We start from the raw sequence: 22,543 nt of genomic DNA on the forward strand, positions 1-22,543 counted from the left end.
AACGCACATCATGCACGCACAGTTCGATCCCACCGCCCGCCAGAACCTGGCCGCCACCGCCGTGGCCGCCAAGACGGCGAAAGACCTGACCTGGCAGGAGATCGCCGACGCGGCAGGCCTGTCCGTCGCCTTCGTCACCGCCGCGGTCCTGGGCCAGCACGCGCTGCCCGCCGCGTCGGCGGTGGCCGTAACCGAGCTGCTCGGACTCGACGCCGACGCCGCGACCCTGCTGCAGACCATTCCCACCCGCGGCTCGATCCCCGGCGGCATCCCGACCGATCCCACCATCTACCGCTTCTACGAGATGCTGCAGGTGTACGGCACCACCCTCAAAGCGCTGGTGCACGAGCAGTTCGGCGACGGCATCATCAGCGCCATCAATTTCAAGCTCGACGTGCGCAAGGTCGCCGATCCCGAGGGCGGCGAGCGCGCCGTGATCACCCTCGACGGCAAGTACCTGCCCACCAAGCCGTTCTGAGGTGATCATGGATTTCGCACAGCACACCATCGACCTGGCCCTTCGCAATGTCGCCGAGGGCGGGCGTCCTTTCGCGACCGTCATCGTCCGCGACGGGCAGATCCTGGCCGAGAGCCCGAACCTGGTCGCCCAGACCGCCGACCCGACCGCGCACGCGGAGATCCTCGCCATCCGGGCGGCCTGCACCGCGCTGGGCACCGAACACCTGGTGGGCGCCATCGTCTACATCCTGGCGCTGCCGTGCCCGATGTGCCTGGGCGCGCTCTACTACTGCTCGCCCGACGAGGTCGTCTTCCTCACCACGCGCGAGGCCTACGCGCCGCACTACGTCGACGATCGCAAGTACTTCGAGCTCGACACCTTCTACGACGAGATCGCCACCCCGTGGGCCCGGCGCAGGCTGCCCATGCGGCACGAGCCGCGTGCCGACGCGGTCGACGTCTACCGCCTGTGGCAGGAACGCAACGGTGGCGAGCGACGGGTCGCCGGCGCGCCGACCGCGGGCTGATCAGCGCCCGGCGCGGACCTCGCGGATCGCGCGGCGCTTGACCTGCATCGATCGCAGCAGGAACACCGGGGAGGGCGGCAGCCAGCCGAGCTGCCTGGCCATCCCGAGGTCGTCGCGATTGGCCCAGTGTTCGGCGATCTTGCCCTCGCGCATCCGGAACCAGTGCGATTCGGTCATCGCGAAGGTCTTGCCGGTGGGGGCGAAGGCGTTGTCGACCGTGCCGGCCTCGGTGTAGAAGACCATCGGCCCGATCTGGCGGCCGTGCATCGTCGCGTACACGGTCACCAGATCGTCCTGGACGGCCGCGGTGTGGATGTCGTAGGACATGTCGGTGAACGCCTCGCGCAGCCACTCGGCCAGCGCGTACAGCGCCTCCGGGCCCTGTCCGCGCGCCCAGGGCGGCGCGGCTTTGCGTTCGTGGGTGAAACCCGCCGGATGGGTGACTTCGGCGAGGTCGGCGACGCTGCCGTCCACCATGAGGTGGATGCCGCGGATCGCCACCGACCGCAGGTCGCCGGACACGGCGCTGGGGCTGATGGTGTTCATGATGACGCTCCGTCTGTGATAGAACTCCATTTGAGTAAAGTGGGACTGTATCTAAAAGTATTGGACCGGTGATGGCCGAAGTCAAGCGGCGATACGACACCTCGGGACGCCAGGCCAAGGCGCGGGCGCGGCGCCTCGCCATGGTGATCGCGGCACGGGAACTGTTCGAGCGCGACGGGTTCCGCGCGACCACCATCGCGGCGGTCGCCGAGCGGGCCGGGGTGTCCGCCGAGAGCGTCTACAAGGCGTTCGGGACGAAGGCGGCGCTGGCCAAAGCCGTGTTCGACCTCGTGATCGCCGGCGATGACGAGGAGGTCCCGGTGGCCCAGCGGCCCGAGCAGCTGGCGATGCTCGCCGAGCCCGACGTGCGCCGCAAGATCACGATGTTCGTGCACGGCCTGGCCCGGCGGCAGGCCCGCTCGGCGGCGGTGCAGTTCCTCATCCGCGACGGCAGGCACGTCGACGCCTCGCTCGCCCCGGTGTGGGACAAGCTGGCCGAAGAAGGCCTGGTGGGGATGACCATGCTCGGCATCCATCTGCTCGGTACCGGGCAGCTGCGTCCCGGGCTCGAGCTCGACGAGGTCCGCGACGTGCTGTGGAACTACCTCGCCATCGACACCTACGAGCGGCTGGTCCTGGCTCGGGGCTGGTCGCTGGACCGCTACGCGGACTGGGTGTCTCGCGCGCTGATCGCCGCCTTCACCTGAGCCAGTCGGGAGTGTGATCCAGCCTCGGCAAGGCGGCGGAAATCTGCGCGACCAGCTGCACCGGCCGTTTGGTGTCGGTGCTGGCCTTGCCGCTGGTCAGGATCGCGCCCGCCAGCCCGCGCTCGGGATCGGCCCAGCCGTACTGGGTGGTCAATCCGCTGCGCCCGAAATGGAAACGGGTGTCGCGCCCGAACTTCGAGCGCCGTCCACCCAGCTCGAATCCGGCGCGACTGACCCGGCCCGCCGCGCCCGGCATACGGTCGGCGGGTTCGATGGCGTGCCGGAGTGTGCCGGGTTCGATGATCCGGATCCCGTCGAGTTCGCCGCCGTGGGTGAGGATCTCGTAGAACCGAGACAGCTCGTAGGCCGTGGTCACGAGATTGCCGGACGGGAGTTCGGCGGTGAGGAAGGCCGCGTTGTCGGCCTTGGACGCCTTGTCCATCCGGCCGCCGAGTGCCTTGCGGGCCAAAAAGATCGCCAGGCGCGACGGGGGCGGCCCGGTCTTCACGCTCGGCACCACCGCGTCCAGATCGGCGGGATCGACACTGAAGTTGTTCCAGCGGAACCCGAACGGCACCAGCACCTGCTCGGCCAGGTGCTCACGCATCCGCTTGCCGGTGGCCCGCTGCACCAGCAGCCGCTGGATCAATCCGCCGGTGAGCGCGTGATACACCCGGAACCGGTTGGGCGGCCAGCTCGGCACCAGATCGGCCAGCGCCGCGACGGCCAGTTCCTCGTCGGGCACCACCTCGGTGCCGCGATAGGGCGGGGTCATGAACGGAATACCGGCCGAGTGCGACAGCACCTCGCCGATGGTGATCCGGTCCTTACCGTGGCTCGCGAACTCCGGAATGTACCGGCACACCGGATCGTCCAGTGCGAACGCGCCCTGTTCGACGAGCATCGACATCACCGTCGACGCCACTCCCTTGGCGGTGGAGAACCCACAGAACGGGGTGTCCGGGGTAGCCGGAATCCGCTCGGCATCGGGCGGATCGCTCGGCGCATTGCCCCAGCCGTGCCCGATGGCCCGATTCAGCACGATCCTGCCGTTGCGCCGCAGGCACACCTGAATCGCCGGCGTACTCCCCAGCCGATACCAGTCGCGAACCGACTCCCACACCGCAGCGACCACCTCCGGGGTGGTCCCAGCCGCGGCGGGGGAGTCCTCGGGTCCGACGGTGGTCACCGAATCCAGGTCCTCGGCGATGATCACCGATGTGCCGGGTAGCGCGCTCATGGACCCCACCTTAGCGACGGCGCCGATTACCCACCCTGACCTGCGAACACTCCACAAGGGCCGGACGAAAGAGCCCCGCAGCCGCAGGACCGACGCTCGCCCATGGTGTCACCGGACGCGTACCCGCCCCCGAATTTGCGGCACTCACGGCTGCGGGGTCACCGCCCGTCCCGGGGCCCGGACGGTGCCGCTGGTCACCGGCTGGGAGTACCGGCCCACCGGCGTGCCGCCGAGAGGACCGGGCCGCCCCCGCGTTGCGGCACAGTCTCGCTGTGCCGCTCATGCGTGCGCGTCGGTCAGGGCGGCGGTGCGCGTGGCGTCGACCGGTGTCCGGCCCGCCGCGACCACAGCGCGCCGGGCATAGGCGCGGACATCGGCGTCCGGGTCTCCGACGGCCGTCTCCAGCGCGTCGACGGCGGCGGTGTCGCTCGGCCAGGTCGACAGGGCGAGGACGGCCGCCTTGCGTACGTCCAGATGACGGTCGGCCAGCGCGGCCGCCAGGGGCGGTACCGCCGCGTCCGGTGCGGCGCCTGCGAGTCCGCGGGCCGCGCCCACGCGCACCTGCCACGCCGAATGCTTCAACGCGGCAGCCAGTTCGGTGACATCCTCGGCGGCCGTTCCCAGGGCGGCAAAGGCGGTCAGTGCCGCCGCGCGTACCAGCGGATCGGGATCGGTGATCAGTGTCCGGATCACCTCCACCCCACCCGCGCCGATGGAGGCGAGGCCGTGGGCCACGGCGATCCGCACCTCGCGGTTGGCGTCGCCGGCGATCGTGGCGACCGCCGCCGCGTCGTCGAGCGAGACCAGCGCACGCACCGCCTCGATCCTGGCGCGGTGGTCCGGATCATGCAGCGCCGCATGGAATTCCGTGGCCGACCCCGCGCGCAGCGCACGCAGCAGATCGATGACGGTGGCGCGCACCAGCGGGTCGGAGGAGCCGAGATGATCGGACAGGGCGCCGGCGTCCGGCAGCACCTCCACCAGTTCGCGCAGGCTCTCGGTGGCGGCCCGGCGCACCGAGGCCGCCTCGTCGCCGAGCGCGCGCACCAGTTCGGGTGCGAACCCGTCGGGCGTGTTCTCGGTGAGCACCGACAGCGCCGCCACCCGCACGACCGGATCGGGGTCGGTCAGATAGGTCGAAACCTCCTCGACGCCAGGCGAATCCAGGGCGAGCAGGGTCACCAGGCGGGGGGAGGACGGTGAGGCCGCGACCGGCCGTTCGCGCACCGGCGCTTCCTGCGGCGCGCGCGTGCCGACCAGGTCGGGCTGGGCGATCACCTCGACGATCGGCTCGGCCGAGGGCACATCGTCGAGTCCGGGCACCGGCACCAGGTACGGCGCCACCGAACGCTTCACGAACTCCATCGCCCCATCGGCGGTCTTGCGCAGGTTCAGGTGGAAGTTCCACGACTCGTCGTCGCGCTGGGGCAGATCGGCACGGTCGTGGTAGAGGCCCCAGCGGGATTCGGTACGGGTCAGCGAACTGCGGGCCGCCATCTCCGCGCAGTCTCGGATGAACGACACCTCCGCGGCCCGCATCAGCTCGTGCGGTGTGTGCGCGCCGATCCCGGCGACCTCACCGCGCATCCGCTCGAAGGTCTCCACCGCGATCGACAGCTTGGCCGCGGTCTTCGGCGGCGCCACATAGTCGTTGACGAACCGGCGCAGCTTGTACTCGACCTGCGGTTGCGGCGGGCCCTCGGGCTGGCGCAGCGGCCGGTAGATCAGCTCGTGGGCGTCGGCCAGCTGATCCTCGGGCAGCTCGCCCGGCGCCGCGACCCCGGCCAGCGTGGACGCGGCATGGGCACCGGCCAGATCGCCGTAGACGAACGCGCCGATCATGTAGTTGTGCGGCACGCACGCCAGATCACCCGCGGCGTACAGGCCGGGCACGGTGGTGCGGGCGTTCTCGTCCACCCACACCCCCGACGCGGAATGCCCGCTGCACAAACCGATCTCGGAGATGTGCATCTCGATGTCGTGGGTGCGGTAGTCGTGGCCGCGGTTGGCGTGGAAGGTGCCGCGAGTGGGGCGCTCGGTGGTGTGCAGGATCGACTCGAGGGTGGACAGCGTCTCGTCGGGCAGGTGCGAGACCTTCAGGTAGATCGGGCCGCGCGCGGATTCGATCTCCTGTTTCACCTCGGCCATCATCTGCCCGGACCAGTAGTCGGAGTCGACGAACCGCTCACCCTCGGCATTGACCTGATAGCCGCCGAACGGATTCGCGACATACGCGCACGCGGGACCGTTGTAGTCCTTGATGAGCGGATTGATCTGGAAGCACTCGATCCCGGACAGCTCGGCCCCGGCGTGATACGCCATGGCGTAGCCGTCCCCGGCATTGGTGGGGTTCTCGTAGGTGCCGTACAGGTACCCCGACGCGGGCAGGCCCAGCCTGCCGCACGGACCCGTCGCCAGGATCACCGCCTTGGCGCCCACGGCGACGAATTCGCCGGTGCGCGTGTTCAATGCGGCCGCGCCGACCGCCCGGCCGTTCTCGGTGAGCACCCGCACCGGCATCAGCCGGTTCTCGATCCGGATCCGCTCGCGCATGCTGCGCTGACGCAACACCCGGTACAGCGCCTTCTTCACATCCTTGCCCTCGGGCATGGGCAGCACATAGGAGCCCGACCGGTGCACGCGGCGCACCGCGTACTCGCCGTACTCGTCCTTCTCGAACTTCACGCCGTAGCGCTCGAGCCGCTGCACCATGGCGAAACCGCGAGTGGCGGTCTGGTACACGGTGCGCTGGTCGACGATGCCGTCGTTGGCGCGGGTGATCTCGGCGACGTAGTCCTCCGGCTCGGCCTTGCCCGGGATGACGGCGTTGTTCACCCCGTCCATGCCCATGGCGAGCGCCCCGGAATGCCGCACGTGCGCCTTCTCCAGCAGCAGCACGTTCGCGCCGGCCTCGGCGGCGGTGAGCGCGGCCATCGTGCCCGCGGTGCCACCGCCGATCACGAGTACGTCGCAGTCGAGGCGTAGCCGGTCGGCCAGGTCGGGAATGTTCACAGTGACTCCAGGATTCGGTCCCGAAGCGCCTGCCGGTCCACCGGCTCACGCGGGTCGGGCACCTCGACGAGCGCGCGCAGCGCACCGTCGCCGAGCACGGCGATCCGGTCGCCGAGCAGCAGCGCCTCGTCGAGGTCGTGGGTGACGAAAACGATCGTGGTGGGATGCGCGCGCCAGGTGTCGACGAGCAGGCGCTGCATCTCCGCGCGGGTCTGGCTGTCGAGCGCGCCGAACGGCTCGTCCATCAGGACCGCGCGCGGGGCGCCGGCCAGGCTGCGGGCCAGCTGCACCCGCTGGCGCATCCCGCCGGACAGATCACGCGGCAGGTAGTCGGCGTAGCCGGTGAGCCCGACCTCGTCGAGCCAGCGGCGCGACCGGTCGGCGCGTTCGGCGCGCGGAACGCCCCGCAGCCGCAGCGCCAGTTCGACATTGGCGCGGGCGGTGCGCCAGGGCAGCAGCGCGTCGTCCTGGAATACCAGGGCGCGGTCGGCCGACGGCCCGGTGACGGTGTCGCCGTCGGCGCGGATGACGCCGCCGCTGGGACTGCGCAGCCCGGCGACCGCGCGCAGCAGCGTCGACTTGCCGCAGCCGGACTTGCCGACCAGTACCAGGATCTCCCCGGCCGCGATCTCCAGATCGATGCCGTGCACGACGGCCTTGGCGCCGTAGCTGATCCGCACCGATTCCAGGCTCAGCCGCATGCCCGCCGAGACGGCGGGCGCGACGGTGGTCGTGGTCATGACGCAACCTCTCTGGGCAGCCACCGGGTGACCCGGCGCCCCGCCAGTTCGACGATTCCGGAGGTGAGGAAGCCGAGTACGCCGATGGTGATCATGCCGACGAACACGGCGGGGTAGTCGACGATGGTGTAGGACTGCCAGGTGCGGTAGCCGATGCCGAGCCGGCCCGAGATCATCTCCGCGGAGATGAGGCAGATCCAGGCCACGCCCATGCCGACCGACAGGCCGCTGAACACCCCGGGCAGGATGCCGGGCACCACCACCCGGGTCAGCACCTCCCGGCGGGAGGCGCCGAGCGTGCGCACGGCGTCCTCCCAGATGGTCGGCAGCGCGCGGGTGGCGTGCCGGGTGCTGACCAGCACCGGGAACAGCGACGCGGTGAAGGTGATGAACACGATGCCCGACTCGTCGCTGGGGAACAGCAGGATCGCCACCGGCACCAGCGCGATCGCCGGGATGGGCCGGACCAGCTCGGCCAGCGGACCGAACACATCCGCCAGCAGCCGCGAGCGGCCCAGCCCGATGCCTGCCAGGACACCGACCACCGCGGCCAGCCCGAACCCGGTGACGATCCGGATCAGCGACTGCGCCACATCCAGGTAGTACTGCCCGGTGCCGAGGTGTTCACCGAACTCGGCGACGATCTCGGTGACGGTCGGCAACGTGTCGAACCGGAGCCCGGCGCGTACGTCGTTGGCGGTGAGCAGCTGCCACAGCCCCACGGCGGCGGCCACCGAGGCGACCCGGATGGTCCGGGACACCCAGACCGAAGCGCTTGGAGCGCTGGGGGTTTCGCTGCGGACCTGCGGCGCGGCGGCCGCCGGTACCGTGTCCGCCCCGGCGATCGCCGGGCCGTCCGCGGCGGTCGGCGCGCTCATCCGCGGACTTCCGTCACGGCCTGGTCGTAGGAGACCGGCGCGGCGGCGGGATGGGCGGCCCGGTAGCGCTCGGCCGCGGCCTGGGTGGTGAAGGGCAGGTACTGTGTGCCGTCGCGCAGCCAGATCGCCTTGTCGGCGAACCAGCGGGTGCCCAGCTCGGCATCGGGCAGGTAGACGGCCCGGATGGTCTTGCCCTGCGCCTTCGCCGCTTGCACGGCCCGCAGCAGGCAGCCGGGGTTCGCGGCGGGCTGCGGCTTGTCGGCGCCGTCGATCCAGACCTCACCGGCCAGCGCCGGATCGGTCACCGGTACCGCGCAGATCGGATCGGTGCCGGTCACCTTGCTCGGATTCACCCGCGAGGCGAGCGCGGTGTCGTAGTCGCCGCGCCCGGTCTCGGCGTAAGCCTGGCGCAGCGGCCCGTCCTGGACGAAAGCGTCGATGTCGAGGTCGGCGAAGTCACCGATCGACTTCAGGTAGGCCACATCGTCTTTGAACGCCGCGATCAGGTTCGGCTTGAGAGTGGTGTCGAAGCTGGTGCCGCCCGGCCCGTTGTAGAGGTAGACGACCTCCTGCGGCAACCCCGAGCCCTTGGCGACGAGATCGGCCGCCTCGAACGGCTTCTCGTTGAGGAACGCCGTCGCGTCCAGCTGGGCGGCCAGGAAGGCCTGCAGCACCTCGGGGTGATCGGCGGCGTAGGCGCGCCGGGCGACCACGCCGTGGAAGGTCGGCACGTTCAGCTCGGCGCCGTCGTAGAGCAGTTTGGCCTTGTTCTGCTGCACCAGCAGACCCGGCCACGCCACGAACTGCGAGAGCGCCCCCACCTGATGCGATTCCAGTGCCGTCGCACCGACCTGGGGCTGCTGGTTGAGTACCTCCACACCCTTGACCGGGTCGATGCCGGCGCGGGTCAGCGCCTGCACGAGCGTGCCGTGTCCCGCCGACCCCACGCTGGCCGAGATCTTCTGCCCGGCCAGGTCACGCAGCGAGCGCGCGGGTGAATCATTGGCCACCACCACCATGTTCAGCGCGCCCTTGGGGTTGTAGCCGGTGATCGACACCAGCTCGGTCCGCGCGCGTTCGTTGGCCTGCGTGCGGGATCCGTTGATCAGCAACGGGTAGTCGCCCATCGAGCCGATGTCGATCTTCTCCGCCACCATCTGCGCGGTGATCGGCGCGCCGGTGTCGTAGTCCTGCCACTCCACCTGGTACTTCGCGCCGCCGGCGTCGGTGATCTGCTGCAGCCGCTGCTCCAGGTAGCCCTGCGCCTTGAGCAGGGTGCCCGCGGTGACGGTGTTGATGGTCTTGGACTGATAGCCGACGACGACCTTGACGGTCCCGGCCGGTGCGGCGTCGGTGGTGTCGAGCGAGCAGCCCGCGGCGGTGAGCGCCAGCGCCAGCACGGCGGGGACGAGACGAGTGATCTTCATGCGTGGAATTCCCGGGTTCAGCGGAGCAGATAGGGCATGTTGACGGTGACGGCGCCGGTGGGGCAGCGGGCCGCGCACGGCCCGCAGTACCAGCACTCGTCGACGTGCATGTAGGCCTTGCCCGAATCCTCGTGGATGGCAAGGGAATCGAGCGGACACATGTCGACGCACAGGGTGCAGCCGGTGATGCACAGCGATTCGTCGATCGTCACGGGGACGTCGGCACGCTGGGGGACGAGTGCCATCTAGAGGACCTTCCATTCGGGTGCGCTGCGGGTGAGGCTGCCGCGCATGGTGATGCGGTCACCGCGCATGCGGATGTACTCGAGATCGACGGGACGGCCGTCGTCGAGGTGGGTGAGACGTTCGAGCATGAGCAGCGGGGCGCCCGCCGGGGTGTCGAGTGTGGTCGCGGTGTGCGGGTCGGCCGCGACCGCCTCCAGGGCGAGGTCGGCCTCGCCCAGCGACTGGCCGGTCACCTGCTCGAGCAGCACGAACACGTCGGTGGAGGCCAGATCGGCGGCCAGGACCGCGGCGCCGACATCGGGCGCGAGATAGGTCAGGTCCAGGCTCAGCGGCAGATCGGCCAGGAAGCGCAGCCGCTCGATGTAGACGACCTGGTCACCGGGCGCCAGCCCGAGCCTGCGCGCGACCGCCGGGGGAGCGGTGATGTGGGTGGCCGCGCGGACCTCGTTGCGGACGGTGCCGTGCTGCTTGAGCGTCTCCTGCAGTCCCAGCAGCGCGTCGAGGCCGTGATCGTATTTGCGGGCCGCGACACGGGTACCGACCTTGGGCGCGCGATCGATGAGCCCTTCGTCGCGCAACAGCGCCAGCGCCTCGCGGACGGTGTTGCGGGAGGTGCCGTGTTCGGCGGCGAGTTCCTGCTCGCCGGGCAACGCGCCCTCGACCGCGCCTGCCAGGATCTGGTGGCGCAGGATGTCTGCCACCCGTCGCGCCCGATCGGCGCGGTGGCCTCGGATCGGCGTTGCCGTTTTCTCGCTGACCTGCATGAACAGCGACGATAGTGGCCGAAATGGGGCCGTCGGCCCGACGCGGATCGGGCCCGGATTCAGGGGATGTTTCTACGCCGGGTGGTCGTCGTCAGGACCTGCGGCGATCGGCCGGTGCGGCGGTATTGCGCCACCCCGGCCGGTGCGGGCGACATTCGGATCACGTCGATCGCAATGTCGCCCGGCGACCGGTTCGCTCAGGGCTGGCCGGGCTTGAGGAGGATGAACAGTCCGTTGGCCTCCGCGCACAGGCGCTCGCCGTCGTGCATGGTGGCCCGCAGGTACACCTTGCGGCCGTCGACGCGCTCGACCCACGCGCGCACGGTCAGCTCCCGGTTGAGCGGGGTGATCGAGCGGTAGTCGATGGTCAGCGAGGCCGTGCGGGTGACGGCCGCGGTGTGCACCGCGGCGGTCATGCCCAGGATGTCGTCGAAGGCCACCCCGATCTGGCCGCCGTGCGCCGCGCTGTTGCCGCCCAGGTGGAAGGTCCGGAAGGTGAGCCGGGCGGTGACACCGTCCACGTCGGCGCTGTCGACGGTGTACGGCGGCAGCGTGATGTTGCCGCGCGAGGGCAGATCGGTGCGGGTCCAGCTGGGCGCCGACCACTCGTCGACGACGGCGGCGTCGAGGCGGGCATTGAGCTGCTCGAGCGTCGCGATCGCGTCCTTGGCCAGCTCGTCGGACGGGTTGATCAGGCGCATCCGGTCCATCAGCTCGCGGGTCTGCTCGATCAGCTCGCCGTAGTGCGGGCCGCCGACCGTCTTGTCCAGCCCCGCCTCCTTGCGCTGCTGGATCAGCTCGGCGACCGGCCGGAAACCGCCTTCGTGGTGCTCTGCGTCCGGCAGCGAGTTGCCGACCTGTGTATCGTCCATATGCAACACGTTATCGCTGTCGAGCTGGATGTTCGCGCTCGGTGTCCCACTCCGCGAGCCCCCGTGACACGACTCACCACCGCCGTCGCGGCTCTATTAGGCTTGGTGCCGATCACCGAACAGGTCTGTACGTACCGAAGCGCCGACGCGCCCGCGGGTGCCCGGCGGACGAACGGCGAAAGGCTGGGCGCATGGGTATCGCGGCGGTTGTGTTCGACATGGACGGCGTGCTGATCGATTCCGAACCCATCTGGGAACAGGTCAGGCACGAGTATGTCGATCTCAAAGGTGGCCGGTGGCAACCGGATTCGCAACGCAAGATGATGGGCATGGCCACCCAGGAGTGGGCCGCGTACATGAGCGACGACCTCGGCGTCGCCATGCCGCTCGACGAACTCGCCACCAAGGTCATCGACCTGATGGCCGACCGCTACGCCCACCACGTCCCGCTGCTGCCGGGCGCGGTCGAGGCGGTGCAGCGGTGCGCCGGGCAGTGGAAGCTGGGCCTGGCCAGCTCCTCGCCGCGCAGTCTCATCGACCTGGTGCTGGCCAAGGCCGGGTTGCTCGAGTACTTCTCGGCGATCCTGTCCACCGAGGAGGTCGGCCGTGGCAAGCCCGCGCCCGATGTCTACCTGACCGTCGCGCAGCGGCTGAGCGTGGATCCGGCGCACTGTACCGCCGTGGAGGACTCCACCAATGGGCTGCTTTCCGCCCACGCGGCCGGGATGCGGGTGATCGCCGACCCACGCCCGGAGTTCCCGCCCGCACCGGACGCGCTGGCCCGGGCCGCCGTCGTCATCGGGTCGCTGGACGAACTCACCCCCGAGGTGGTCACCGGTACCGCCTGACCCCGGTCAGAAACTGCCGGTCACCCCGTCGATCCGCTCCCGCAGCAGGTCGGCGTGCCCGTTGTGCCGGGCGTACTCCTCGATCATGTGCACGTACACCCAGCGCAGGGTGTAGCCGTCGGAGCGCCACGGCACGTGGAAGACGTGGTCGAGCGGCAGGGCGGCGACAGCCGCGTCACAGGCGGCGACCTCGGCGTGGAACGCGGCGAACGCCGCCTCGGCGGGCACCGAGTCGAGATCGTCGAAATCGGCGTCCGGCTCCGCCTCGGACCCGTAGACCGGGTCCACGTCCAAGCCGGCGGCGGCCACCCGGAACCACCCGCGCTCGACTTCGGTGAGGTGGCGGACCAGTCCGAGCAGCGACAGCGTGGAGGGCGACACCGACCGGGTCGCCAGCTGCCCGGCGTCGAGCCCGCCACACTTGTTCAGCAGGCTCTGTCGGTGAAAGTCCAACCAGGACTGCAACATCGGGCGCTCGTCCGCTCCGACGAGGGTCCGTTCCGGCTGGACTTCGGGTGCTGTCCACGTCATCTGGGTGACGGTACCGCGCCACCAGGACGGCCGCAGGCCTACCGCGATCGATTCCGCCCGAGAGCTGTGCCGCGAGCGCTCGATCCGGCACACTGGCCCGATGGGTACGCAGCGGGACGATTCGCCGGAGGTCGTCGTCCACCTCGGCGACGGCTCCGATCTGCCGCGCGCGGTCGACCCGGCCGACCCCGGAACCGCGGCCACCGATCCCGCGCCCGATCACCCGTTCCTGCTGCTGACGCGCGCCGCGGACGAACGGCTTCAGGCTCGCCTTCTCGACGACGGCACCTACGAGATCGAGCACGCCGCCGACGGCGCCCGGCGCCAGGTGTTCACCACCGACGCGCTGCTCGTCCGCGACATCGTCTGGTCCTGGATCCAGCGGGACCGCTGGTGGCGCGACACCGTCGCGTGGACCACCGTCGACCCGGACATCGCCGAACTCGACGCGCTGCGTGCCGAACTCACCGACATGCTCGACGGTCTGTCGGTGATGGATGCGGTCACGGACGAACTCGATCGCGCGCTGGCCAGGGCCGACGAACTGCTCGGCCTGGACCTCGACGGTCTGGACCCGTAGGGCTAGTCGGCGTCGCCCTCGCACCAGTCGTCGAAGGCGTCGAACTCCGGCTCCCACATCGGGGGAACGGAATCCTCGATCGCGTCCTCGATCGGATCCCAGATCTGGTTGCAGACCTGCGGCGCGGGCGGCCACGACTCGATGTACTGCACGAGCGGCGAGGACGGCGGTTTCGGTTCCTCCGCCGCGGCCGCGAAGCCGGTTCCGGCGAGCGTCAAGGCCGCGGCGGTTCCCGCGGTGGCGACGATCCGGTGAACGATGCGCATGACAACCTCCTAGTCCGTGCCGACCAGTGCTGTCCAGCGATCGTAACGCGGCGCGGTGGGGTCACCGCGCCCGCGCACTCCAGCGGCCCTCGTCGAAACGCACGTCGATCGGGTGGTCGAAGGCGGTCGACACGTGCTCGGTGGTGATCACCTCGGCCGCCGGACCTGCGGCGACGGTGCGGCCACCGGCGATCAGCAGGGCGTGCGTGGTGGTGCTGGGCAGTTCCTCGAGATGGTGGGTCACCAGGATCGAGGCCACCTCGGGATGGGTGCGGTCCAGCGTGTCGATGGTGGTGAGCAACTGTTCACGAGCGGCCAGGTCCAGGCCGGTGGACGGTTCGTCCAGCAGCAGCACCCGCGGCCCGCTGACGAGCGCGCGGGCGATGAGCGTGCGGCCGCGTTCGCCCTGCGACAGGGTCGGCCAGATGTCGGCGGTCCTGCCCGCCAGACCGAGGGTGTCGATGATCGCGTCCACGCGGTTCAGCTCGTCCGCGGTGGGGGTCCAGCGCATCGGGGTGTCGATCGTGCCGGTGATGCCGGTGAGCACGACCTCGCGCACCGTCAGCGGGTAGCGCAGCGGATGCCGCGGGTTCACGTGCCCGATCGAGCGCCGCAGCCGCGCCAGTTCCACCCGGCCGAACTGTTCGCCGAGCACCCGCACCGCGCCGGTGGTGGGGAAGGTGACCGCGCCGCAGAAGCCGAGCAGGGTGCTCTTGCCCGCGCCGTTGGGCCCGAGCAGCGCCCAGTGCTCGCCGGCCCGCACGGTCAGCGAGATGCCGTTGATGATCTTCTTGCCCTCGCGGCGGAAGGTCACCTCGTCGAGTTCGATCACCGGGACGGCGCTCATGCGAAAGCCTCCTTCAAGGCGGTCAGGTGGGTGCGGCTGAGTTCGGCGGCGGCCGTGGGGTTCCGGTCGGCGACGGCGTCGGCGAGCCGTTCGTGCGCGGCGTGGTCGGCGTCCTCGGAAGCGACCGGGCGCAGCGCGAGCATGTCGATCATCGCCAGCCGTAGCCGGGGCAGGAAGCTGTCGAACAGCTGAGTCAGCACCGCGTTGTGCGCGGCGACGATCACCGCGCGGTGGAAGGCCATGTCGGCGTCGACGTGTTCGGCGATCGACTGCCCGTCGGCGCGCCTGCCCGCCAGCGCGCGGCGGATCGCGCGCAGGTCGGCGGGGGTGCGGCGGCGCGCGGCCAGTGCGGCGGCCTCGGCCTCGATCGCGATGCGCGCCTCGATGACGGCGGCGATGGTGGCGCCGCGCAGCACGACGTCCCAGTCCTCGGTGATGTCGAGCGCGGTGACGAACACGCCCGCGCCCTGTCTGCTGTCGAGCACGCCCTTGCCCGCGAGCTCGCGGATCGCCTCGCGCACCGTCGACCGGCCGACGCCGAGCTGGGCCGCCAGCAGCGTCTCACCGGGTAATCGGTGCCCCAGCGGCCACTCGCCGGCGCGGATCCTGGCGAGCAGAAGTTCGGCCGCCTGGGCGGCCAGCGGCTGGCGCCGTACCTGCGAAACCACCGGAAAACCTCTCTACTTGTCTGAGGAGTTGTGGTAGAAGTGTACCCATCATGTACTGCACCGCGCTTCTCCTCGGCCGCCACGGCGGGGCCTGACCGATCGGCCGCCCCGCCGTGGGGCTGCGTCGTGGCCGGTCGACTTTTCTCCGATGGCCCCGCGTGGCCGGGAAGCAGTGCAGTCATGACCTCGTTCCCCACAGTCTCGACCCCCGCCTGGAATCGGCAACGGCGTTCGTCGATGCCGTCGCATCGCTACCGCGATGTCTTCCGGCGCGTCGAAGTACCTCTCGCCCAGCGGAATTGGCCCGACGCACGGATCACCGCCGCCCCGCTGTGGGTGCCGGTGGACCTGCGCGACGGCAATCAGGCGCTGGCCGAACCGATGGATCCCGAACGCAAGCGCCGGTTCTTCGAACTGCTGGTCGCCATGGGATACAAGGAGATCGAGGTGGGGTATCCCTCCGCCTCGCAGACCGATTTCGACTTCGTCCGGCTGCTGGCGGCCACCGCGATCGCACCACCCGACGTGACGATCGTGGTCTTCACCCCCGCCCGGCGCGACCTGATCGAGCGAACGGTGGAGTCGGTGCGCGGCCTCGCCAACGAGGTCGTCATCCACCTCTATACCGCCACCGCGCCGGTCTGGCGCGACGTGGTTCTCGGCAAGGACCGCGCGCAGGTGCGTGCCCTGATCCTGGACGGCGCCCGCGACGTCCTGCGCGCGGCGGCCGACCTGCCGAATGTGCGGTTCCAGTTCTCGCCCGAGGTGTTCAACCTGACCGAACCGGACTTCGCCCTGGAGATCTGCGACGCGGTGACCGAGCTCTGGCAGGCCTGCCCGCAGCGGCCGGTGACTCTGAATCTGCCCGCGACGGTGGAGGTCGCCACGCCGAACGTGTACGCCGACCAGATCGAGTACATGCACCGCAACCTGGCCCGCCGCGACGGGGTGATCCTGTCGGTGCACCCGCACAACGACCGGGGCACCGGCGTCGCCTGCGCCGAACTGGCGGTGCTGGCAGGTGCGCAACGGGTGGAGGGGTGCGTCTTCGGCAACGGCGAACGCACCGGCAATGTCGACCTGGCGACCCTGGCCCTGAATCTGCACGCGCAGGGCGTCGACCCGATGATCGACTTCTCCGACATCGACGGGATCCGCCGCACGGTGGAGTACTGCACCCGGCTGCCCGTCCCCGAACGTCATCCGTATGTGGGCGATCTCGTGCACACCGCCTTCTCCGGCACCCATCAGGACGCGATCCGCAAGGGCCTGGCCGAGCATCGCGCACAGGCCGCGCGGGCGGGCGTCGCCGAGGGGGAGTGGGCGTGGCAGGTGCCGTACCTGCCGATCGATCCCGCTGATATCGGCCGGTCGTATGACGCGGTGATCCGGGTGAACTCCCAGTCCGGCAAGGGCGGCATCGCGTACTTGCTGCAGACGGGATACGGGCTGGACCTGCCCCGGCGGCTGCAGATCGATCTGGCGCGGAGAGTGCAGGACCACACCGACGGCACCGGCGCCGAGATCACCGCGAAGGAACTGTTCACCCTGTTCGAGCAGGCCTACACGGTCGCCGATCCGCGGGTCGTGCTGTCACAGTGGCGGATCGACGACGGGTCCACCGAGGTCGTGCTCACCGTCGGCGGCCGCACGGTGCACTCGGTGCATCGGGGCATCGGGCCGGTGGACGCGGTGGTGACCGCGCTCGCCGCGGCCGGGTATCCGATCGAGATCCTGGGCCTGACCCAGCATTCCGTGGACCAGGGCGCCGACAGCACGGCGGTGAGCTACCTCGAATACCGGGCGGGGGGTCGCACCGGGTGGGCCTTCGGCCGGAGCGACTCGGTCTCGGCAGCGGCACTCGATGCCGTGTTGCACGCGGTGAATGCCACTGCCTAGACGCGGGATCCGTAGGGCGGTGCGCCGCCCTACGGGTCAGCACCAGCCGGTCAGGAACATCAGGCCGAGACTGGCGACGCCCAGGATCAGGCCGAGCGCGCCACCGAGCACGAGCGGGCGCGCACCCGCGCTGCGCAGCCGCTCGACGCTGAGCGAGGTGCCGATCGCGGCCAGGACCACGGCGATCAACCAGCTGCTGGTGGTGGCCAGCGGCGCGGTGAGCGCGGCGGGCAGGATCCCGAGCCCGGCGACGATCGAGGCGATGAGGAACAGCACCACGAACACGGGGAATGCCTGGCGCAACGACCCGGCGGGCACACCGGTCTCCGTGACGAGCTTGCGCCGGCCGACATGCAGCCCCAGACACAGCGGCACGATGGCCAGGCTGCGGACCAGTTTCACGATCACCGCGAAATGCGCCGCGCCCGCACCGAAGATGACACCGGCCGCCAGCACCGAGGAGGTGTCGTTGATCGCGGTGCCCACCCACAGCCCGAACGCCTGCTGTGACATCCCGAGCGCGCGCCCCAGCGGTGGATACACCAGCACCGCGGCGACATTGAACACGAAGATGGTGCCCAGCGCGTACGCCACGCGCTGCTTGTCCGGCCGCAGCACCGCGGTGGCCGCCGCGATCGCGGACGCGCCACAGATCGTCGTCCCGACCGCGACCAGGGTCGCCGACTCCCGGTCGACTGCCAGCATCCGGCCGACGACGAACGCCGCGATCGCGCCCACGACCAGGGTGCCGACCAGCACGACCGCGGTCTCGCGGCCCACGCTCAGCACCGAACCCAGCGGCAGGCCGAGTCCGAGCAACACGATCGCCAGTCCGAGCAGCCGCTGCCGGGCCACGTCGAGGCCGGGCGCGAAGCACGCGTCCGCCGCGTCACCGCGCCGCAGCACCATCCCGGTGACCGCGCCCGCGCCCAGCGCCAGCACCGGCGCGCCGATCATCGGCAGCGCCCTGCCGATCGGCAGAGCCACGGTGGCGAGGAGGGCTGCCAGGATCAGCCCGGGGGCGAAGGTGCGCGCGCGATTCACACTCCCTACCTTCGCCGCACCGGGGATCCCCAGGTAGAGGCCGGATTCGCAGGTGCCCATAAGGTGCGCTTATGGGAAGGCTGTCGGCGCGGTGTGCTTTCCTGGAGAGGTGCGGACACGAACCGGGCTCCTCACGGCCGCCGGCATCGGCCTGATGCTGTGGGGCGAATGGATGAACTGGCGGGCCTCCCGCCGGGGCATCGGACCGGTGCGGCCCGGATCCGAAGCGGTTCTGGTACTCGGCTACCGCGATCCGGGACCGCGCGCGAACGCGATGAACCGGTGGCGTGTGCGCGCGGGGCTGCGCTCGATCGACGCGGCCGCGCCGCGCACCCGGTTGGTGCTGTCCGGCGGAGCCTGTGCGGGGCCGGTGAGCGAGGCCGCGCTGATGGCCGACTACGCCCGTCTGGAACGCGGCTACCGCGGGGAGTTCGTCCTCGAGGAGTCGAGCCGATCCACCTGGGAGAACATCGCTTTCGCGATTCCGTACCTGAAGGATGTCGACCGGATCAAGATCGTCTCGCTACCCACCCACGCCGCGACCGCCCGCGACTATCTGGCCGAGCAGGCCCCCGAGCTGGCGGCCCGGCTCGAGCGCGGCCGCGACTACCGGTTCGGCGAATGGCTGCCGCTGAAACCGGTCATCGCGCTGTACGGGGTGGCCAAGCGCCTGCGGCATCGGCTGGCCGAGGCGCGCGGGGACGACGATGCCTGATGGCGGCCGCCCGGGGACGACGATGCCTGATGGCGGCCGCCCGGGACCGTCACCCATAATCGGCGCATGACGCTGCCACCCGGAACACCCGACCTCGAGGTCCTCGATCTCCTGGTCTCGGTGGCCGAGCTGGGCAGTCTCGGCGCCGCCGCCCGCAGGCACGGCATCAGCCAGCCCGCGGCGAGCATGCGGATCAGCGCGCTGGAACGCCGGATGCGGGTGAAGCTGCTCGACCGCGGCCCCACCGGTTCGGAGCTCACCGACGCGGGCCGCGCGGTGGTCGAGCACGCGCGGCTGGTCCTGGCCGCCGTGCGCGACCTCGTCGACGACGTCGACCGGCTGCGCGCCGCCCAGGCCCCGCGCCTGCGCATCGCCGCCTCCAAAACCATTGCCGACCACCGTATTCCGCACTGGCTGGCGGCGCTGCGCGTCGACCATCCCGAGGTGCTGATCTCGCTGGAGGTGGAGAACTCCACCCAGGTCGCCGCGCTGGTCCGCGACGGCGGCGCCGACCTCGGCTTCGTGGAGGGCCCGCATCCGCCCGCCGGCCTCGGCAGCCGGGTCCTGGGCACCGACGATCTGGTCGTGGTGGTCGCCCCCGACCATCCGTGGGCGCGCCGGACCACACCGGTCGCGCTGACCGAACTCGCCGGCACCGCGCTGCTGTGGCGCGAACCCGGATCGGGCACCCGCGACACGGTCTGGGATCTGCTCAGCACCGCCGCGCAGCCCGCCGGACCCGCGGCCGAACTCGGTTCGGCCGCGGCGATCGTGGCCGCCGCCCGCACCGGCATGGCGCCCGCCGTGCTGAGCAGGCTCATCGCCGCCCCCGATCTGGCCACCGGCGCCCTGGTGGCGGTGCCGTGCGCCGACGCCGACCGATTGACCCGCAAGTTCCGGGCCATCTGGCGCCGCGCCAGTCCGCCGTCGGGTCCCGGCGAGCTGCTCGTCGACCGGGCCGCCCGGCTCGAGGTGGCCCGTGCGGCCACACCGGGCGGCGCGGCCGCGTCGCCGAAACCGGCCTAGCCACCCGCAGATTGCCCTACCGACCGGTACGTTCGGGGCACACTGCCTGGTGACACCCCACGGTCCGGCGAAATGGTGCGTAAGCGGAGTCGGCGGCTCTAGTCTGTATCCGCTACACACTGTGGAGGTTGGGATCAATGACGGTCGATATCGTGACCGAACCGGCGCCGGAGGACCTGTGGACCGGATCGGGCCGGGCCGCCGGGGCTCCGCCGACGTCGATGATCGAGCGGATGACGCTGATCCTGGACGCGTTCGACGCGACCACTCCCACCCTCACCCTGCTCGGGCTGGCCGAACGCACCGGCCTGCCCCGCTCGACGGTGCATCGCATCCTCGACCAGATGATCCGGCTGCGTTGGCTCGCGCACACCCCCGGCGGTTACCGGCTCGGCCTGCGCGTGCTCGAACTGGGCGGTCTCGCCGCCGAACACAATGAACTGCGTGAGGTCGTCGGGCCGCTGCTCTACGACCTGAGCCAGCGCACCGGTCTGATCGGCCACCTCGCCGTGCTCGACGGGCGCGAGGTGCTGTTCCTGGACCGGGCGGGTGGCCGCAGCCAGGTCGCCATCCCCACGCGCGTCGGCGGCAGGCTGCCCGCGCACTGCACCGCCGTGGGCAAGGCGCTGCTGGCGACGCTCGAGCCGGGGATCGCCGAGGCCTCGCTGCGCGGCAACACCGCACCCCGTACCGCCCGCACCATCGTCGACCGTGCCGAACTGCACCGGGAACTGGCGCGGATCCGCAATCGTCAGGGCGTGGCCGTCGACACCGAGGAGTCGCTGCCCGGGGTCGGCTGTGTGGCGGTGCCGATCCGCGGCCGAGGTGTCGCGGTGGCGGCGATCTCGCTCTCGGGCACCGTGCAGGGCGACCGCAGCGCACTCGACACCGCCCGGCTGGCGCGTGCGCTGGCCGAGGTGGCCAAGGAAGCGGCGCGCGCCCTGACCCCCCGGCACGGCCGCCCCCACTAGACCGGCGTCAGCCCGCCGCGGTGGTGCGGGCCATCGCGCGTCCGGCGGCCCGGCCGGAGAAGATGCAGCCGCCCAGGAAGGTGCCCTCGAGCGCGTTGTATCCGTGGACGCCGCCCCCGCCGAATCCGGCGACCTCGCCCGCCGCGTACAGCCCCGGGAATACCGCGCCGTCGGTGCGCAGCACCCGCGAGTCGAGATCGGTCTGCAGGCCGCCCAGCGTCTTGCGGGTGAGGATGTTGAGCCGGACCGCGATGAGCGGGCCGTGCGCCGGATCGAGGATGCGATGCGGTTTCACCACACGGCCCACCTTGTCGCCGAAGTACTTGCGAGCGTTGGTGATTCCCGCGATCTGCGCGTCCTTGGTGTAGGGATTGCCGACTTCCCGGTCCCTGGCCACGATCTGGCGTTTCAGCTCGGCCGGATCGAGCTTCGGTCCGCGCGCGATCGCGTTCATCCCGTCGACGAGTTCGGACAGCGTGTCGGCGACCACGAAATCGACGCCGTGACGCTTGAACGCCTCCACCGGACCCGGCGCGCCCTTGGCGACGCGGCTGCGCAGCGTGAGCTTGAGGTCCTTGCCGGTGATGTCGGGATTCTGCTCGGAGCCCGACAGCGCGAACTCCTTCTCGATGATCGTCTGGTCGAGCACGAACCAGGAGTAGTCGTACCCGGTCGACAGAATGCGGCGGATGGTCGCGTTGGTGTCGTAGCCGGGGAAACACGGCGCGGGCATCCGGATTCCGTTGGCGTCGAACCACAGTGACGACGGACCGGGCAGGATCCGGATGCCGTGATCGGGCCAGACCGGATCCCAGTTGGTGATGCCCTCGGTGTAGTTCCACATGCGGTCCCGGTTCACCAGCGCGGCGCCCGCCTGCTCGGCGATACCGAGCATCCGGCCGTCCACATAGGCGGGGACACCGGAGATCATCGTCTCCGGGCACGGGCCGAGGCGCTCGGTCGGCCAGTTGCGCCGGATCAGGTCGTGCGCGTGCCCGATGCCGCCCGAACTCACCAGCACCGAAGGCGCGCGCACGCTGAACGCGTCCACGACATCCCGGTTCGACGCGACGCCCCGGTCGGTCTCGCTCGGTGCGAGGACACTGCCGGTGACACCGGTGACCGTGCCGTCCTCGACGATCAGCTCGTCGACCCGGTGCCGGAAACCGAAGCGCACCAACCCCTTCGCCTCGCCGGCCAGCACCGGCTCCAGGAAGATTCGCAGCACCTCCGGCCCGGTACCCCAGCTGAGATGGAATCGCGGCACCGAATTGCCGTGCCCGTCGGCGAGGCTGCCGCCCCGCTCGGCCCAGGGCACCAGGGGAGTGAAGCGCAGACCCAGGGCGTGGACGTAGTCCCGCTTCTCGTCGGTGGCGAACCGCACGTAGGCTTCGGCCCACTGCCGGGCCATCCGGTCCTCGTCGTCGCGATCGAAACCGGCCGAGCCCAGCCAATCCTGCAGTGCCAGTTCGTAGGAGTCCTTGATCCCCAGCCTGCGCTGCTCGGGACTGTCCACCAGGAACAGCCCGCCCAGCGACCAGAACGCCTGGCCGCCCAGATTGGCCCGATTCTCCTGGTCCAGGACCAGCACCCGGCGCCCGGCCAGCACCAGTTCGTGGGTGGCGACCAGGCCGGCCAGGCCCGCGCCGACGACGATGGCGTCGGGAGTGAAGTCGTCGATCGGTCCTGGCGCTGCGCTCGTCATGGGTCGGAAAGTAGCATTGGTGCGT

At 70.7% G+C, this 22,543-nt stretch carries 24 protein-coding genes; 9 read left to right on the forward strand and 15 right to left on the reverse strand.

Going from position 1 to position 22,543, the window contains the following annotated elements; genetic code table 11:
* The first annotated feature begins 7 nt into the window (after nt 1-7).
* Both cynS and EL493_RS18125 read left to right on the forward strand, forming a co-directional pair.
* Nucleotides 8-478: a cyanase gene (cynS, locus tag EL493_RS18120; RefSeq protein WP_030204105.1), complete on the forward strand. Its 471-nt coding sequence runs from the start codon at nt 8-10 to the stop codon at nt 476-478.
* Between the two features lie 7 nt (nt 479-485).
* Complete coding sequence (locus EL493_RS18125; RefSeq protein WP_022566991.1) at nt 486-986, forward strand: nucleoside deaminase; 501 nt, start codon at nt 486-488, stop codon at nt 984-986.
* On the opposite strand, the gene EL493_RS18130 is transcribed toward EL493_RS18125, so the two are convergent.
* The gene (locus tag EL493_RS18130; protein WP_022566990.1) at nt 987-1,532 is read right to left on the reverse strand and encodes an ester cyclase; all 546 of its coding nucleotides are present in this window, start codon (nt 1,530-1,532) and stop codon (nt 987-989) included.
* A 71-nt stretch (nt 1,533-1,603) separates the two neighbouring features.
* Between EL493_RS18130 and EL493_RS18135 the strand changes: the two genes are divergently transcribed.
* On the forward strand, nt 1,604-2,239 hold the full coding sequence (locus EL493_RS18135; protein WP_019046721.1) for a TetR/AcrR family transcriptional regulator: 636 nt from the start codon (nt 1,604-1,606) through the stop codon (nt 2,237-2,239).
* Here EL493_RS18135 and EL493_RS18140 read toward each other — a convergent pair.
* The 8 genes from EL493_RS18140 to EL493_RS18175 form a co-directional block, all read right to left on the reverse strand.
* Nucleotides 2,232-3,479, reverse strand: coding sequence for a serine hydrolase (locus EL493_RS18140; protein ID WP_019046722.1), 1,248 nt, complete (start codon nt 3,477-3,479; stop codon nt 2,232-2,234). The two genes, EL493_RS18135 and EL493_RS18140, sit on opposite strands and share 8 nt — an antisense overlap.
* A 279-nt stretch (nt 3,480-3,758) precedes the next feature.
* Nucleotides 3,759-6,491 (reverse strand): fumarate reductase/succinate dehydrogenase flavoprotein subunit, encoded by a 2,733-nt coding sequence (locus EL493_RS18145; protein WP_019046723.1) that lies wholly within the window; start codon nt 6,489-6,491, stop codon nt 3,759-3,761.
* Nucleotides 6,488-7,231, reverse strand: a complete 744-nt coding sequence (locus tag EL493_RS18150; protein WP_019046724.1) for an ABC transporter ATP-binding protein — start codon at nt 7,229-7,231, stop codon at nt 6,488-6,490. Before EL493_RS18150 ends, EL493_RS18145 begins: the two co-directional genes overlap by 4 nt.
* Nucleotides 7,228-8,109 carry an ABC transporter permease gene (locus EL493_RS18155; protein WP_019046725.1) on the reverse strand — a complete coding sequence of 294 codons (882 nt, stop codon included), beginning with the start codon at nt 8,107-8,109 and terminating at the stop codon, nt 7,228-7,230. Before EL493_RS18155 ends, EL493_RS18150 begins: the two co-directional genes overlap by 4 nt.
* Nucleotides 8,106-9,536 (reverse strand): ABC transporter substrate-binding protein, encoded by a 1,431-nt coding sequence (locus tag EL493_RS18160; protein ID WP_019046726.1) that lies wholly within the window; start codon nt 9,534-9,536, stop codon nt 8,106-8,108. The genes EL493_RS18155 and EL493_RS18160 overlap by 4 nt, the downstream gene beginning before the upstream one ends.
* A gap of 17 nt (nt 9,537-9,553) precedes the next feature.
* Entirely contained in the window at nt 9,554-9,781 is a 228-nt protein-coding gene (locus EL493_RS18165; protein ID WP_019046727.1) for a 4Fe-4S dicluster domain-containing protein, read from the reverse strand.
* Complete coding sequence (locus tag EL493_RS18170) at nt 9,782-10,546, reverse strand: GntR family transcriptional regulator (protein ID WP_030204106.1); 765 nt, start codon at nt 10,544-10,546, stop codon at nt 9,782-9,784.
* 197 nt (nt 10,547-10,743) lie between these two features.
* Complete coding sequence (locus tag EL493_RS18175) at nt 10,744-11,418, reverse strand: hotdog domain-containing protein (RefSeq protein ID WP_019046729.1); 675 nt, start codon at nt 11,416-11,418, stop codon at nt 10,744-10,746.
* A gap of 191 nt (nt 11,419-11,609) precedes the next feature.
* Here EL493_RS18175 and EL493_RS18180 point away from each other — a divergent pair, with 191 nt between their 5' ends.
* Nucleotides 11,610-12,266 carry an HAD family hydrolase gene (locus tag EL493_RS18180; RefSeq protein WP_019046730.1) on the forward strand — a complete coding sequence of 219 codons (657 nt, stop codon included), beginning with the start codon at nt 11,610-11,612 and terminating at the stop codon, nt 12,264-12,266.
* A gap of 6 nt (nt 12,267-12,272) precedes the next feature.
* On the opposite strand, the gene EL493_RS18185 is transcribed toward EL493_RS18180, so the two are convergent.
* Nucleotides 12,273-12,797 (reverse strand): DinB family protein, encoded by a 525-nt coding sequence (locus tag EL493_RS18185; RefSeq protein WP_030204107.1) that lies wholly within the window; start codon nt 12,795-12,797, stop codon nt 12,273-12,275.
* A 100-nt stretch (nt 12,798-12,897) separates the two neighbouring features.
* Here EL493_RS18185 and EL493_RS18190 point away from each other — a divergent pair, with 100 nt between their 5' ends.
* Entirely contained in the window at nt 12,898-13,377 is a 480-nt protein-coding gene (locus tag EL493_RS18190) for a hypothetical protein (RefSeq protein WP_019046732.1), read from the forward strand.
* A gap of 2 nt (nt 13,378-13,379) precedes the next feature.
* On the opposite strand, the gene EL493_RS18195 is transcribed toward EL493_RS18190, so the two are convergent.
* From EL493_RS18195 to EL493_RS18205, 3 genes are all read right to left on the reverse strand, one after another.
* On the reverse strand, nt 13,380-13,643 hold the full coding sequence (locus tag EL493_RS18195) for a hypothetical protein (RefSeq protein WP_019046733.1): 264 nt from the start codon (nt 13,641-13,643) through the stop codon (nt 13,380-13,382).
* Nucleotides 13,644-13,704: 61 nt separating this feature from the next.
* Complete coding sequence (locus EL493_RS18200) at nt 13,705-14,490, reverse strand: ABC transporter ATP-binding protein (RefSeq protein WP_019046734.1); 786 nt, start codon at nt 14,488-14,490, stop codon at nt 13,705-13,707.
* Nucleotides 14,487-15,158: a FadR/GntR family transcriptional regulator gene (locus tag EL493_RS18205; RefSeq protein ID WP_019046735.1), complete on the reverse strand. Its 672-nt coding sequence runs from the start codon at nt 15,156-15,158 to the stop codon at nt 14,487-14,489. Before EL493_RS18205 ends, EL493_RS18200 begins: the two co-directional genes overlap by 4 nt.
* 237 nt (nt 15,159-15,395) lie before the next feature.
* On the opposite strand from EL493_RS18205, the gene EL493_RS18210 reads away from it, so the two are divergent.
* Nucleotides 15,396-17,057 (forward strand): 2-isopropylmalate synthase, encoded by a 1,662-nt coding sequence (locus tag EL493_RS18210; RefSeq protein ID WP_019046736.1) that lies wholly within the window; start codon nt 15,396-15,398, stop codon nt 17,055-17,057.
* Between the two features lie 36 nt (nt 17,058-17,093).
* Here EL493_RS18210 and EL493_RS18215 read toward each other — a convergent pair whose 3' ends face one another.
* Entirely contained in the window at nt 17,094-18,101 is a 1,008-nt protein-coding gene (locus EL493_RS18215; RefSeq protein WP_036836760.1) for a YeiH family protein, read from the reverse strand.
* Nucleotides 18,102-18,210: 109 nt separating this feature from the next.
* Between EL493_RS18215 and EL493_RS18220 the strand changes: the two genes are divergently transcribed.
* From EL493_RS18220 to EL493_RS18230, 3 genes are all read left to right on the forward strand, one after another.
* Nucleotides 18,211-18,816, forward strand: coding sequence for a YdcF family protein (locus EL493_RS18220; protein WP_019046738.1), 606 nt, complete (start codon nt 18,211-18,213; stop codon nt 18,814-18,816).
* Between the two features lie 66 nt (nt 18,817-18,882).
* Nucleotides 18,883-19,842, forward strand: coding sequence for a LysR family transcriptional regulator (locus EL493_RS18225; protein ID WP_019046739.1), 960 nt, complete (start codon nt 18,883-18,885; stop codon nt 19,840-19,842).
* Between the two features lie 137 nt (nt 19,843-19,979).
* On the forward strand, nt 19,980-20,813 hold the full coding sequence (locus EL493_RS18230; protein ID WP_019046740.1) for an IclR family transcriptional regulator: 834 nt from the start codon (nt 19,980-19,982) through the stop codon (nt 20,811-20,813).
* 7 nt (nt 20,814-20,820) lie between these two features.
* Here EL493_RS18230 and EL493_RS18235 read toward each other — a convergent pair whose 3' ends face one another.
* Complete coding sequence (locus EL493_RS18235) at nt 20,821-22,518, reverse strand: FAD-binding dehydrogenase (protein ID WP_019046741.1); 1,698 nt, start codon at nt 22,516-22,518, stop codon at nt 20,821-20,823.
* Between the last annotated feature and the right edge of the window lie 25 nt (nt 22,519-22,543).

The organism is Nocardia asteroides, from assembly GCF_900637185.1.
Taxonomy (GTDB): domain Bacteria; phylum Actinomycetota; class Actinomycetes; order Mycobacteriales; family Mycobacteriaceae; genus Nocardia; species Nocardia asteroides.